This is a genomic window from Serratia sp. HMSC15F11 (assembly GCF_001808215.1).
Lineage (GTDB): Bacteria > Pseudomonadota > Gammaproteobacteria > Enterobacterales > Enterobacteriaceae > Serratia > Serratia nevei.
This window is the reverse complement of sequence record NZ_KV792402.1, coordinates 39,700-54,113: the sequence shown is the minus strand read 5'-3', so window position 1 is coordinate 54,113 and position 14,414 is coordinate 39,700. Positions and strand designations below refer to the sequence as shown.

Annotated in this window: 10 protein-coding genes; 9 read left to right on the top strand and 1 reads right to left on the bottom strand. The window is 60.7% G+C overall.

The window, feature by feature from the left end:
• Positions 1 to 283 precede the first annotated feature (283 nt).
• The 7 genes from iolD to radC all read left to right on the top strand — a co-directional run bounded on the left by iolD (position 284) and on the right by radC (position 8,499).
• Positions 284 to 2,224: a 3D-(3,5/4)-trihydroxycyclohexane-1,2-dione acylhydrolase (decyclizing) gene (gene iolD, locus HMPREF3138_RS05865; protein ID WP_038871436.1), complete on the top strand. Its 1,941-nt coding sequence runs from the start codon at positions 284 to 286 to the stop codon at positions 2,222 to 2,224.
• A gap of 35 nt (positions 2,225 to 2,259) precedes the next feature.
• A complete protein-coding gene (locus tag HMPREF3138_RS05860) occupies positions 2,260 to 3,273 on the top strand; it encodes a bifunctional inositol 2-dehydrogenase/D-chiro-inositol 1-dehydrogenase (RefSeq protein ID WP_038871433.1) in 1,014 nt (337 codons plus the stop codon).
• 40 nt (positions 3,274 to 3,313) lie between these two features.
• On the top strand, positions 3,314 to 4,198 hold the full coding sequence (locus tag HMPREF3138_RS05855; protein WP_038871429.1) for a sugar phosphate isomerase/epimerase family protein: 885 nt from the start codon (positions 3,314 to 3,316) through the stop codon (positions 4,196 to 4,198).
• Between the two features lie 59 nt (positions 4,199 to 4,257).
• Complete coding sequence (iolE, locus tag HMPREF3138_RS05850; RefSeq protein ID WP_038871426.1) at positions 4,258 to 5,154, top strand: myo-inosose-2 dehydratase; 897 nt, start codon at positions 4,258 to 4,260, stop codon at positions 5,152 to 5,154.
• 223 nt (positions 5,155 to 5,377) lie between these two features.
• On the top strand, positions 5,378 to 6,577 hold the full coding sequence (locus HMPREF3138_RS05845; protein ID WP_001062689.1) for a tyrosine-type recombinase/integrase: 1,200 nt from the start codon (positions 5,378 to 5,380) through the stop codon (positions 6,575 to 6,577).
• A complete protein-coding gene (locus tag HMPREF3138_RS05840) occupies positions 6,574 to 7,638 on the top strand; it encodes a PDDEXK nuclease domain-containing protein (RefSeq protein WP_003092331.1) in 1,065 nt (354 codons plus the stop codon). Before HMPREF3138_RS05845 ends, HMPREF3138_RS05840 begins: the two co-directional genes overlap by 4 nt.
• A 351-nt stretch (positions 7,639 to 7,989) precedes the next feature.
• Positions 7,990 to 8,499, top strand: a complete 510-nt coding sequence (radC, locus tag HMPREF3138_RS05835) for a RadC family protein (RefSeq protein ID WP_003092330.1) — start codon at positions 7,990 to 7,992, stop codon at positions 8,497 to 8,499.
• Positions 8,500 to 8,565: 66 nt separating this feature from the next.
• Here the strand turns inward: radC and HMPREF3138_RS05830 are convergent, their stop codons facing one another.
• Complete coding sequence (locus HMPREF3138_RS05830; RefSeq protein WP_001223964.1) at positions 8,566 to 11,022, bottom strand: ATP-binding protein; 2,457 nt, start codon at positions 11,020 to 11,022, stop codon at positions 8,566 to 8,568.
• Between the two features lie 392 nt (positions 11,023 to 11,414).
• Between HMPREF3138_RS05830 and HMPREF3138_RS05825 the strand changes: the two genes are divergently transcribed.
• Positions 11,415 to 12,242 (top strand): DUF932 domain-containing protein, encoded by an 828-nt coding sequence (locus tag HMPREF3138_RS05825; protein ID WP_003092327.1) that lies wholly within the window; start codon positions 11,415 to 11,417, stop codon positions 12,240 to 12,242.
• An 80-nt stretch (positions 12,243 to 12,322) separates the two neighbouring features.
• The gene (locus HMPREF3138_RS05820; RefSeq protein WP_000994919.1) at positions 12,323 to 14,392 is read left to right on the top strand and encodes a ParB/RepB/Spo0J family partition protein; all 2,070 of its coding nucleotides are present in this window, start codon (positions 12,323 to 12,325) and stop codon (positions 14,390 to 14,392) included.
• Positions 14,393 to 14,414: the final 22 nt, after the last annotated feature.

Here is a 14,414-nt window from a genome sequence, read left to right as displayed (position 1 = left end):
CCCGCCATTGCGTGGCGCGAAGTCAGCGAAGGCTGAAGCACGAGATGAAACGGGCTTTTCATGCAATATGCGATCTTTATCGCAAAATGAAATGTTTCTTCTGTAATGTGATTTTATGAAAAATATATTTGTTTATAATCGCTTCACGTTTCAGGTTGTCGACTTCGTGAGCAGCGGGCATCGCCTGCTCAAGATAATAGCTGCCGCCGCGTAACACAAACACGGGATTGTCGGCTCGGCGCGAGCCCTTTCCGGGGCGGCCCTCAATCTAAAGGGGGAGTAAATGGGCAAGATCAGGCTAACCATGGCGCAGGCGCTCGTCAGATTTCTCGATAACCAGTATCTGCTGGCCGACGGCGTGGAAACCAAATTCGTCGCGGGCATTTTCGCGATTTTCGGCCACGGCAACGTGCTGGGGCTGGGGCAAGCGCTGGAACAGGATAGCGGCGAGCTGCGGGTACATCAGGGCCGCAACGAGCAGGGCATGGCCCACGCGGCGATCGGCTTTGCCAAACAGAAGCTGCGCCGGCAGATCTACGCCTGCACCTCATCGGTCGGCCCCGGCGCCGCCAACATGATCACCGCCGCGGCCACCGCCACCGCCAACCGCATTCCTTTATTGCTGCTGCCGGGTGACGTTTACGCCTCCCGCCAGCCGGATCCGGTGCTGCAGCAAATCGAGCAGCCTTACGATCTCAGCATCAGCACCAACGACGCGTTCCGCGCGGTGAGCAAATACTGGGATCGCATTGTGCGGCCGGAGCAGCTGATGAGCGCCTGCATCAACGCGATGCGCGTGCTGACCGATCCGGCGGATACCGGCGCGGTGACGCTGTGCCTGCCGCAGGACGTGCAGGGTGAAGCCTACGACTATCCCGACTATTTCTTCCAAAAACGCGTGCATCGGCTCGATCGCCGCCCGGCGACCGACGGCATGTTGGCGGACGCGCTGGCGCTGCTGACCGCCAAGCGCAAACCGCTGCTGGTGTGCGGCGGCGGCGTGAAATACTCGCAGGCCGGGCGGGCGCTGCGCGAATTTGCCGAGCGCTTCGGCATTCCGTTTGCCGAAACCCAGGCTGGCAAAGGCACGGTGCCGAGCGACCATGAATTCAACCTCGGTGGCATCGGCGAAACCGGCTGCCTGGCGGCCAACACGTTGGCCCGGCAGGCCGATCTGGTGATCGGCGTCGGTACCCGTTACACCGATTTCACCACCTCGTCCAAATGGCTGTTCCAACACCCGGACGTCAGCTTCCTCAATATCAATGTCAGCGCCTTTGACGCCGGCAAGCTCGACGGCGTGCAGGTGCTGGCGGATGCCCGCGAGGCCCTGAACGCATTGGGCGCGCTGCTGGTGCAGGCTGACTACCGCGCCGGCTGGGGCGACGCCATCGCCGCGGCGCGCGGTGCCCAGCGTGAAGAGACCGCGCGTGTTTATGCGGTGGAATACGGCGGCGCGGGTTTTGTACCGGAGATCGACGATCACCTCGATCGCGAGCGGGTGTTCGCCGAATTTATCGCCCAGACCGATTCCGCGCTGACCCAGAGCCGCGTGCTGGGGGTGCTGAACCGCGAGCTGCCGGCGGACAGCGTGATCGTCGCCGCCGCCGGCAGCCTGCCGGGCGATCTGCAGCGGGTGTGGCACAACCGCGGCGAGCACGGCTACCACGTGGAATACGGCTACTCCTGCATGGGGTACGAGGTGAACGCCGCGCTGGGGGTCAAGCTGGCCGAGCCGCAGCGCGAGGTGTACGCAATGGTGGGCGACGGCGCGTTCATGATGCTGCATTCCGAACTGGTCACCTCGATTCAGGAAGGCTGCAAGATCAACGTGGTGCTGTTCGACAACATGACCAACGGCTGCATCAACAACCTGCAGATGGAACACGGCATGGACAGCTACACCACCGAATTCCGCTTCCGCAATCCAGAGGGCGGCAAGCTCGACGGCAAGCTGGTGCCGGTCGATTTTGCCATGCTGGCGGCGGCTTACGGCTGTAAAACCTATCGCGTCACCACCGAGCAGCAGCTGCTCGACGCGCTGGCCGACGCCCGCAGGCAAACCGTGTCCACGCTGCTGGACATCAAGGTGTTGCCGAAGACCATGGTGCACAAGTATCTCAGCTGGTGGCGCGTGGGCGGCGCTCAGGTGGCCGACAGCGAGAAAATCGTCGAAGTGGCGCGCAAGCTGCAGGAAAACATCGATAAGGCGCGCGATTACTGATTCGTTTTCATACATAAATCTCGAGGGTAGCGAAAATGACATTGAACATTGGGGTTATCGGCACCGGCGCCATCGGCCGCGATCATATCCGTCGCTGCAGCAAAGTGTTGCAGGGTGCCCGCGTGGTGGCGGTAAACGACATCAACCGCGACAACGCCGCCAAGGTGGTGAGCGATCTGCAGCTGGATGCGCGGGTGTATGACAACGGCCACGATCTGATCAAGGCCGCCGACGTGCAGGCGGTGCTGGTCACTTCCTGGGGGCCGAGCCACGAAGAGTTCGTGTTGGCGGCCATCGCCGCCGGCAAACCGGTGTTCTGCGAGAAGCCGCTGGCGGTGACCGCGCAGGGCTGCAAAAACATCGTCGATGCCGAAGCGAAACACGGCAAGCGGCTGGTGCAGGTCGGCTTTATGCGCCCTTATGACCAGGGCTATCGCGCGTTGAAACAGGTGCTGACCAGCGGCCAGATCGGCGAACCGCTGATGCTGCACTGCGCGCACCGCAACCCGACGGTCGGCGAGGCCTACACCACCGATATGGCGATCACCGATACCCTGATCCACGAAATCGACGTGCTGCGCTGGCTGCTCGATGATGACTACGTGTCGGTGCAGGTGGTGTTCCCGCGTAAGAGCCCGAAGGCGTTCCCGCACCTGAAAGATCCGCAGATTGTGCTGTTTGAAACCGCCAAGGGTACGCGCATCGACGTCGAAATCTTCGTCAACTGCCAGTACGGCTACGACATTCAGTGCGAAGTGGTGGGGGAAACCGGCATCGCCAAACTGCCGGAGCCGTCCTCGGTACAGATGCGCAGCGGCGCCCGCCTGTCGACCGAAATCCTGACCGACTGGAAAGATCGCTTTATCGACGCCTATGACGTCGAGCTGCAGGGTTTCATCAACGATGTGGCCGCGGGCAAGCTGACCGGGCCTTCCGCCTGGGACGGCTACGCCGCCGCGGTGACCGCCGACGCCTGCGTGGCGGCCCAGCTCAGCGGCGAGATTGTGCCGGTGACCTTGCCGGCGCGCCCGGTGTTCTACAACAAATAATTGGCTTGTCCCCCATACCTACGATTGCAGAGGAGTGACCATGAAGATCGCTTTTGATGTCGACGTTATACGGGATTTGGGCGTGACCAAAATGGTGCAGCAGGTGGCAGACTGGGGCTACAAATACATCGAGCAGTCGCCGCACCCGCAGATCAACCCGTTTTACAAGCATCCGAAGGCCAGCCGCGAAATCATGGCGGAGTATAAAAACGCCCTGAAAGCGGCCGGCGTGGAGATCTCCTCATTTATCGTGGTGTATCGCTGGTCCGGGCCGGGGGAAGATCGCCGCCAGGCGGCGGTCAAAAACTGGCGGCGGATGATCGAAATCGCGGTGGAAATGGGCGTGCAGGTGATTAACACCGAACTGGCGGGTAACCCCAACGAACCGGAGATCTGCGAGGAGCTGTGGTATCGCTCGATGGAGGAGCTGCTGCCGATCGTCGAGCGCGAGGGTATCCGTATGGAGATCCAGTCGCACCCGTGGGACTTCTGCGAGCTGAGCAACGAAACCGCCGATCTGGTGAAGTCGCTGCGCAGCGACCACGTCAAATACCTCTACAGCGTGCCGCATACCTTCTACTACGACAAGGGGCAGGGTGACGTGGCCGGCATGCTGCAGTACGCCGGGGACGATCTTTCCCACGTGCTGATCGCCGACACCATGAATCACACCAAGCATTGCCGTTATATCGTCAACCCGCCGGGCGTTGACGCCGCGGTACATCAGCACGTCGGCATCGGCGAAGGCGAGGTGAATTTCGACGCCCTGTTCCAGACGCTGCGCGACATGGAATTTGCCCACCGCAGCTTCAAGGTCGGCGGCGAATCGATCATCTGCACCTCGCTGTTCGGCTACCCGGAAAAGATGCCGAGCCAGGCGGTAGCGACCAGAGAGCGCATCGAAAGAGAGCTGTTGGGCAAATAATCTTATTCGGCTCGCCGGCGGCGTTTGCACCGGCGGCCCTCCAAGGACCGAGGCAGACCATGAATAAAGACAACGTGAAATTGGCCATTGCGCCAATCGGTTGGACCAACGACGACATGCCCGATCTGGGCAAGGAAAACACCTTCCAGCAGTGCGTCAGCGAAATGGCGTTGGCCGGCTTCACCGGCAGCGAAGTGGGCAGCAAATACCCGCGCGATCCGGCGGTGCTGAAACCGATGCTGGATATTCGCGGCATCCAGATCTGCAACGCCTGGTTCAGCACCTTTTTCGCCGACGGCCAGAAAGACAAAACCATCGATGAATTTATCAACCACATGAATTTCCTGCATGCCATGGGTGCCAGGGTGATCGGCTGCTCCGAGCAGAGCAAGAGCATTCAGGGCACCACCAAAGGCGTGTTCGAAGAGAAGCCGTACTTCAGCGATGAAGAGTGGCAGCGCGTGGCTGACGGTTACAACGAGCTGGCGAAGATCGCCGCCGGCAAAGACATGCAGGTGTGTCTGCACCACCACATGGGCACCGGCATTCAGAGCACGGCCGAAATCGATCGCTACATGAGCATGGTCAACGACGACGTCTACCTGCTGTTCGATACCGGCCACGCCTACTATTCGGAAGGCAGCCAGCAGGCGATGATGGCGATCCTGGAGAAGTATCTGCCGCGCATCAACCACGTCCATCTGAAGGACGTGCGCGATGAGGTGGTGGCGGAAGTGAAAGCCAACAAGCTGAGCTTCCTCGACGGCGTGAAGAAGGGCACCTTCACCGTGCCGGGTGATGGCGTGATCGACTTCAGGCCGGTGTTCAAGCTACTGGACGAGCGCGGTTACAAAGGGTGGATGGTGGTGGAGGCCGAGCAGGATCCGGCGCTGGCCAATCCGTTCGAGTATGCGGTAAAAGCGCGCCGTTATATTCGGGAAACCGCCGGCATTTAAGCGGCGAGGGTTAATCATGATTAAGGGGCGCCAGCGCCCCTTTTTTGTTTCACGATGACTCCAGCCCGGTAGTTCGCTGGACTGCGACGTAGCCCGATACAGCAGGTTTATCAATAGCTTACGCGCTTCCATCATATGCCGGTGCTTTCTGAAACTTGACCCGGTTCTCCCTCGCGCCGCTCCTATCTGGCTCCTGGAATCCGGGTCGTTCCAAGGAGTCATCATGGCAAAGATCAAGCTCACCAAGACCGCCGTAGAGTCGGCGCAACCCCAGGCGAAGGACATCGAACTACGGGATACCGTCGTGCCCGGCTTCCTTTGCAAGATTACCTCGACGGGACGCCGGGTGTTCATGCTCCAGTACCGCACGAACTCTGGCCAGCCCCGCAAGCCCTCGCTGGGACTCTACGGGGAGCTAACCGTCGAACAGGCGCGGGTCAAAGCGCAGGACTGGCTGGCCGAGGTTCGCCGGGGTGGTGATCCCGGCGGTGCCAAGGCCGAGGCGCGCAAGGCGCCCACGATGGCCGAGTTGTGCAAAAAGTTCATGGAGGACTACTCCAAGAAGCGCAACAAGGTCAGCACGCAGGACGGCTACCAGGGCGTCATCGACCGCAACATCATCCCGCTGCTGGGCCGCAAGAAGGTGCATGACGTGAAGCGGCCCGACATTGCGGGGCTCATGGAAAAGCTGGCCTACAAGCCGACCGAGGCCAACAAGACCTTCGGCGTGCTGCGCAAGATGTTCAACTTGGCCGAAGTCTGGGGCTTCCGCCCGGACGGCACGAATCCGTGCCGCCACGTCCCGATGTACCCGCCGGGCAAGGAAACCCGGCTCATCGTGGACGAGGAAATGGTGCGGATCTTCCGCCAGTTGGAGAAACTGGAGGCGGAGGGGCTGGAGAACTACGTCATCCCGTTGGCGATCCGGCTGCAATTCGAGTTTGCGGCGCGGCGCTCCGAAATCTGCCCGCTCGAATGGAGCTGGCTGGACTTCGAGAACCGGCGCGTGGTGTGGCCCGACAGCAAGGTTGGCGGCATTTCCAAGCCCATGAGCGAGGAAGCCTATCGGCTGCTTTCGACGGCGCCGCGTCTGGAAGGCTGCCCTTACGTCCTGCCGTCGCCGAACGACCCGGCCAAGCACCTGACCTTTGGCGAGCACTATGGCGGCTGGTGCCGGACGCTCAAGGCCGCCAGCGTGCCGCACGTAGGCACGCACGGCATCCGTCATCGCTCGACCACCGACATTGCCAATTCCGGTGTGCCGACCAAAGTGGGAATGAAGCTGACGGGCCACAAGACCGTGGCGATGTTCATGCACTACGTCCACACCGAGGACAAGCCGGTGCGCGAGGCGGCCGAGCTGGTGGCCAGCCGCCGCCAAGCCATCACGGGCGCGCGGCAGCTTGCGGAGGCGGTGGCATGAACGGGCGCCGGCCATCAGCAGCATCGCTCGCAGCGCCCGCGGCGCTGCTGGGCGACATTCGGGCACTGATCGAGGCGGCGCGCTTGCGCGCCGCCTCGACGGTGAATAGCGAGCTTACGATGCTCTACTGGCGCATCGGCCAACGCATCCACACGCAGGTCTTGGACAGGCGCCGGGGCGCCTACGGCAAGGAAGTTCTGCCCACCTTGGCTGCGCAGTTGGTGGAGGAGTACGGCAGCAGCTTTGCAGAGCAGAACTTGCGCCGCATGGTGCAGTTCGCCGCCACCTTCCCCGACGAGCGAATTCTCGTATCACTGATACGAGAATTGAGCTGGACGCACTTCATCGCCCTGATGCCGCTGAAAGACCCGCTCCAGCGGGACTACTACGCACAGATGGCCAGCACCCAACGCTGGAGCGTGCGGACGCTGCGCGAGCGTATCGACTCGATGCTGTACGAGCGCACGGCGCTTTCCCAAAAGCCGGAAGAAACCATAGCGCAGGAGTTGGCGACCCTGCGCGATGCGCAGCGCATGTCGCCGGCCCTGGTCATGCGCGACCCGTACATCCTCGACTTCCTGGGCCTGCGGGACACTTGGCAGGAAGGCGACTTGGAAGCGGCGATCATCCGTGAAATGGAGTCCTTCCTGCTGGAGCTGGGCGCGGGCTTCTCATTCGTCGCCCGGCAGAAGCGCATTCCGATCGACGACGAGGATTTCCACCTTGACCTTCTGTTCTACAACCGCAAGCTGCGGCGGCTGGTTGCGGTGGAGTTGAAGGTAGGTGACTTCAAGGCGGCCTACAAAGGGCAGATGGAGCTTTACCTTCGGTGGCTAGACAAGCACGAACGGGAGCCGGAGGAAGCCTCGCCGCTCGGGATCATCCTTTGCACCGGCAAGAAGCGCGAGCAGATCGAATTGCTGGAGCTGGACAAGTCCGGCATCCACGTTGCCGAGTATCTGACCGCCTTGCCGCCGAGGGGCGTGCTGGTGGAGCGGCTGCAACAGGCAACGCAACGGGCGCAGTTGCAAATCGAGCAGCGCAAGACGGACAACGAGTAGTCCTGTCCCAAGCAGTCGGGCGTCCCGGCGTGCCGCCGTCGCGCTGTCGTGCTGCGCATCGAGCTTCGCTGCGCGAGTCTCGCCCCTGTCGGGCTTCCATCACTGACGCCTCCGTCCCGGCTCGTTGATCCGGGCCTGCGCGCTCCGCTTGCCAAAAATCGACTCTGTGCAGTGGGCGGGTGTGGGCGGTCTTGCTGTTCCCTTCACCGTATCACGGCGTTCTCGCCGTCAAGGGCGGCGCGCGCCATGCGCGCTTGCGTCCTGGCGGCCGTCTGCGACCCCTGACTGCTTGCGCTGCGCCGTGCTGCCGCCGGTTCCGGGCAATTCCGCCCGAGCAACCGGAGCACGATCATGTCGCAACTGTCCTTTCCCTCGTTCGATTCCTGTCTGCTGGTGCGCGACGCGCACGGGCGCTATCTACCGGCATCGGCCGACGACATTCTGGAAGCTGCGCGCCAGGTCATTGACCGGAAAATGCGGCGCGGAGCAGAGTTCACTTCGCCGGCGGCGGTCAAGGAATACTTGCGTACAAAGTTGGCCAGCTTCGAGCATGAGGTGTTCGTAGTGCTGTTCATGGATACGCGCCATCGTCTGATCGAATACAGGGAGATGTTCCACGGCACTATTGACGGTGCGTCGGTGTATCCGCGCGAAGTGGTCAAGGAGGCGCTGCGGCTCAATGCGGCGGCGGTCGTCGTTTCGCACAACCATCCGAGCGGAAACCCCGAGCCGAGCGCGGCTGACCGGGCGCTGACCCAGCGGCTCAAGGAAGCGTTGGGTCTGGTGGACGTGCGCGTGCTCGATCACATCATCGTTGCGGGCAACGAAACGGCATCGTTCGCCGAGCATGGGCTGATCTAGCCCAAGGGGCTTCGGCCCCTTTTTGCTGCGCCTGGTGGCATAGCTATGGCCCTCGCGGCCTGATGCTCAGGCCGTCGCAACCTGAATCATCTCGTCGTAATGTTTCTTGTCCACCTCTTCCAGCCACTGGAAGATGTTCCCGATGACGCTGTGGCTTTCGCCTGCCAAGTTTTCTGCGGATTCCTCTGTTATCTCAATAACGTCGCTATGTGAATACTTATTGATAAAGCGGTAGATTTTTTCTTTAAGCTCTGGTGTCGTGATGGTGCAATCTTTTAGGCCAGCCTCCATCAATTGACTAATGTCGCTTCGACGCCTTGGATATTTGAAGGTGAAAAACGATTCAACAAGCTTTCGGGCGAGGTTGGCGGTCAAGAACGCCTCATCTCGATTGAGTGTTGTGTGCGCCCTATATTCGTAGAGCTTCTTGAAGATATAGTGGTACTCGGAACCGTAGTTCTTGAGTGAGTCGTCGGCATCCACAAGTAGGGAGTGACGAGGGGAGCCAGGTGGCGCATCCAGGCGATAAAAGAAGCAATTCTCGGCGTTGCCTTTTTTGACTCGATTCCTATTGGTGCCAGTGAACCAGTCTCTCACTAGCTTAAAGTAAGTGAAGTTGTGAGTCAGCACAAAAAGTTGCTTGGCTTCAGTGCATTGCGTTCTCAAAAACGAGTAGGCGTGAAACAAGTGATTAGAATCAAAGCTTGAGACCGGATCGTCAACGACGACGATCGTATCCTTGATGTTATTTCCATTTTCTTTGAGCTTCGTGATGAAATAGACAAATGCAATCGCAGTTTTCTCACCTTCGCTCAAATTCCCATCGTGCTCACCAACCCCGTTTCTGATGATCTCATAGCCTTTCTTCTTCTGATTGAAGTTCAGGCAAAGCTCAGAGCGGCCAATGAAGCGATGCAGGATGTCATTGAACTCCTTTGCCCCGACCGTTTCATTCGAGAGCGCCGCTTCTATGGCTCCGACCTCTAGACTAATTTTTTCAATTTCCTTATGGTCGTTCTTTGCTTCTGACTCAAGGTCATTGCACTTCTTCTCACTTCCAGCATAGTCAAACTCTTGCACCTCAGCCGCAGCAAAGTGAAGCTCCAGTGCCACCTTGCTTTTTGAGGTCTCAGATTTGAAATTTGAAGTCTTATTGTTGTGCTTTCCAACGAGAGCAACAATCGATTTCAGGATGTCATTGAAATTGGTGACATCGTCTTCAACCACATCCGAGATCTGAATGTCTGTCTTCCCAGGGTCTGTGATCTTGGCCTTCAGGGCTTCCCGCCAGGCGTCGATTTGCTGGTCGATCTTTTCAGCAGCAGTTGCGTAGTCCTTTTGAAGCTTCTCTGCCTCGGCCGATAGTTCTTTATAAAACTCGGTCGATGCGGGAAACTGATTAGCTGGAGCGCCTTGAGATTCAATCCATGTCGCCGCGTTCTGAAGTCGGCTCTGAAACTCCGTGAACTCCTTGCTGAAGTGGGCAGCAAGCGCCTCGGCACGAAGCTGGGCGAACGGAGAGCCGCAGAACTCGCAGGATTGCGAGTCGTGGTTTTTATGGATTTCCAAGCCTGCTTGAACCCATTCGCGGATTTCCGGGTTATCGGTCAGCCGCTGGATTGCTTGATTGACCGCCGTAGTCCCAATCAAATCTCTGATGCGGCCCGCCGCTTTCTTAAAGTAGTCCGGCTCAATGGCCGTTGAGGCGAAAGCAATGCTTGGAAGCTGATCTGGCTTGGCGGCATTCGTAAGGTCGATAACCCTCTCATCTGGAAGAACCGACTCCGCCTTGATAATTGTCTCGCCGTTATTCTGTATGAAGTTGAAGAGCTTGCGGCGGTCGTAATTCAAGTAATAACTGTCGCTCGTATCAATCGCCTGAAGTCCAAGCTTCATTTTCTTGGCAGCATTGGTCAGGAACTTCTCTAATGCCTCACGCTGCTTCTTGATATCGCTTTGCTTGTCGTCGTGAGCCTTCTTTTTCGACTGAAGCTCGCTCTTCAGCTTCTCCAGCTTCTGCAAGTCATCAATCTTCTCTTTCGCAATAAGAAGGATGCTCTTTACGGATTTGTCCCAATCAATGTTCTCATGCACGAAGCGTTGATTGAAAACATGAATATTCAATTGGGATGAGTGGAGTGTGGATTCCGTGATCGTTGAGCCATCCTCCAGAACTACTGAAAATTGGCCCGTGCTGAAGCGGGGAACCATCGAGCGAAGCTCAAAGCAAGAGAATAGATTCGATAACGTTGACTTGCCTGTTCCATTCCAACCATAGACCAGGTTGTACCGGCCGAACTTTTGGATCTTCGTTCCATTGAAGTCGCTGAAGATTCCGAACTGTTTGAGGCGGTTGATGCAGACAATCATCTCTATATCTCCGTGTTCTTGCTTTCCCATCATTTGCTTGCGAAACAAATGGTAAACGAAGAGTCCTCTTGCGTCTCCGCTTCGCGGATCGCGCTGCTCCAGGTTCGCTAGTCGCTCATCCCTGGCGGGACTGGCTTCGCCAGCCTTCCGCATCGCTGACGCCTACGGCCCGGCTTCCAGCTTCGGGCCTGCGCGCTTCGCTTGCGTGCGGTCAGCACAAAGGGATGGCCGTTGCCTTGTCCAGCCGTCTCCCCTGACTTCATCACCTTACCCGCGACCGTAGCCCGCGACCGTGTGCCGTCAAGGCGCGCAGGGCCGTGTCCTCGGCTGCGCCTGCGGGCCGCACCAACCCTGCGCTTGGCTCCTTGACGGCCCCCGTCCGCGCGCTCCTTTGGGCGCGGGCGATGAACTCAGGAAAGACGGTGGCAACAGGGCCAACCGGGTTCCTCGTGCCGACCGCACCAAACAGCCGAAAGGCTGGGCTCCGAATCTAGAAATCCGGTGTGCGGTGTGAACAGCAAACCTCTTTTGTCAGGAGAAAGACCATGCAACTCGCATCCCGTTTCGCTTTCCGCTCCCCCTCGCTGCGCAGCGATTACCCGCTGTCCGACGACCAGATTCACCGCGTGGCCCCGTCCATCTTCGCGGATGCCCCGCACGAGAGCCGTTCGCAGCGGTACGCCTATATCCCCACCGCCGCCGTGCTGACCGAGCTTCGCAAAGAAGGCTTCCAGCCTTTCATGGTGACGCAAACCCGCGTGCGCGACGAAGGCAAGCGCGAGCACACCAAACACATGATTCGCTTGCGCCATGCCAGCCAGATCAACGGCGCGGAGGCCAACGAAATCGTGCTGCTGAACTCGCACGACGGCACCAGCAGCTATCAGATGCTGGCCGGAATGTTCCGGTTCGTGTGCAGCAATGGCCTTGTCTGCGGCAACACCGTGGCCGATGTGCGAGTGCCCCATAAAGGCGACGTGGCCGGTCTGGTCATTGAGGGGGCTTACGAAGTCTTGAGCGGTTTCGATCGGGTGAAGGAATCGCGCGATGCCATGCGCGGCATCACCTTGGACGATGGCGAATCCGAAGTGTTCGCCCGCGCCGCGCTCGCCCTCAAGTACGACGACCCCGACAAGCCCGCGCCCATCACGGAATCGCAAATCCTGATGCCGCGCCGCTTCGACGACCGCCGCCCCGACCTGTGGAGCGTGTTCAACCGCACCCAAGAAAACCTGACCCAAGGCGGGCTGCGTGGCCGCAGCGCCAACGGGCGCCGACAGCAAACCCGCCCGGTGCAGGGCATCGACCAAAACATCCGACTAAATCGCGCCCTCTGGCTGCTGGCCGATGGCATGCGCCAGTTGAAAGCCTGAATCCCCACGCGGCAGGGGCAGGCAGCAGCCCTTGTCGCTTTCTTCGCTGCTGCATCCCTGAACCGATAGGAGTTATCACCATGAACGCCGTTACCCAAACCGAAGCCCGCGCCATCAACACCGCCGCCGCTATCCCGCTGGAAGCCGCTGATCCGACCAAGAACCTGATTCTGGTTCCGCTGTCGCGGCTGGTGTCGCGTCCCACTGGCCGCAACGTGCGCAAGACCCCGCGCATGTCCATTCCCGAACTCGCCGCCAGCATCCAGCGTGTCGGCCTGCTGCAAAACCTCATCGTGATTGCCGCCGCCGATGGCGAGCATTACGAGGTCGTGGCCGGTGACCGTCGCCTCGCAGCGTTGAAGCTGCTGGCGAAAAAGCACCGCATTAGCAAGGAATGGGAGGTGCCTTGCCTGCTGGTGGCCGATGGCACCGCCCGCACGGCCAGCCTCACCGAGAACGTGCAGCGCGAAGCCATGCACCCCGCCGACCAGTTCGAGGCGTTCGCCGCGCTCGTGGCCGAAGGCCGCAGCATCGAGGACATTGCAGCGGATTTCAGCGTCACGCCGCTGGTGGTGCAGCGCCGTCTGAAACTCGCCAACGTGTCGCCGCGCCTGCTGGCCGACTACCGGGCCGAGGCCGTGAGCCTTGACCAGTTGATGGCCCTCGCCATCACCGACGACCATGCTGCGCAGGAAGCCGCGTTCTACGATGCGCCCACATGGCAGCGCGGCCCGCACAACCTGCGCGACCGCCTGACCGAACGCGAAATCGACGCCTACCGGCATCCGCTGGTGCGCTTTGTCGGGCTGGACGGCTACGAGCAGGAAGGCGGTGGCATCCGCCGCGACCTGTTCGCGGAGGGCGACAAAGGCGTGTATCTGACCGATGCCGCACTGCTGGAACGGCTGGCGCAGGACAAGCTGGCAGGTATCGCCGCCAAGGTGCAGGCCGAGGGCTGGGCGTGGGTGGATGCCACGCCGGGCATGACCCATGCCGATCTGCAAGCCTTCCAGCGTGCGCCAAGGGAACGCCGCAGTCCGAACAAGCGCGACGCGCAGCGCATCGAGAAGCTGCAAACCAAGCTGCACGAACTGGCCGAGGCGGTGGATGCCGCGCTGGACGACGAGGACGAGGAAAAGGCCGATGCCTTGCAGGAAGAAGGCGAACGCCTGGGCGAGCAGTTGCAGGCGCTGGAAGATGGCTTGCTGGACTATGCGGCCAACGTGAAGGCCGCAGCCGGTGCCATTGTCACCATCGACCGCGACGGGCAGGCCGCGATTCATCGCGGGCTGCTGCGCGAAGCGGAGGCCAAGGCACTGCGCACGCTGGAGCGGCTGCGGCAGGGTTTCGGCAGCGAAGGCGAAGCCGCGAACGAGGACGCAGGCGAGGACGACGAGCAGCCCAAGACCGCCGCCATGTCTGACCGACTGGCGCAGCGGTTGAGCGCGCACCGTACCGCTGCGCTGCAAATCGAAGTTGCACGGCATCCGCAAGCAGCGCTGGCCGCCGTGGTGCATGGCATGGTGCAGACCGTCTTGCAGGAAAGGCACTACGGGCACGACCTGCCGCTGGGTGTGCGCCTCACGGTGCAAGACCGGCTGGAAGGCATGGCCCCGGACTGGCCGGAATCACCCGCCGCCGTGGCGCTGCGCGAACTGCAACAGGTGGCAGGCGAAACCTTGCCGGAGGACAGCGCCGAACTGTTCGCCGCGCTGCTGGCGAAATCACAGGATGAACTGGTGCGGCTGTTGGCCGTGTGCTTAGCTTCCACGGTGGACGTGGTGACGCCTCGCGCCACGCCGCACCAGCCCGGCGCGGAACTGGCGCAGGCCGTGGGGCTGGATATGGCCGCGTGGTGGCAGCCCACCAATGAGGGTTACTTCCGGCATGTGCCGAAGGCCGCGATTCTGGAAGCCGTTGGCGGGTTCGCGCCCTCGCACGTCACCCGACTGGCGAAGTTGAAGAAGGGCGACATTGCCAGCGAAGCCGAACGGCTGGCCGCTGGCACCGGCTGGATGCCCGCCATCTTCCGCTCCGAAGGCCCGCAGCAGACCGGGCAGGACGCGCCGGCGGATGGCGAAGCCGAAGCACAGGAAGAAGTGGCCGCCGTGGCGGATGACCAGCCGCAGGCCGAGGCTTTGGCCGCGTGACTTCGCACCGTAGATAGCGCCC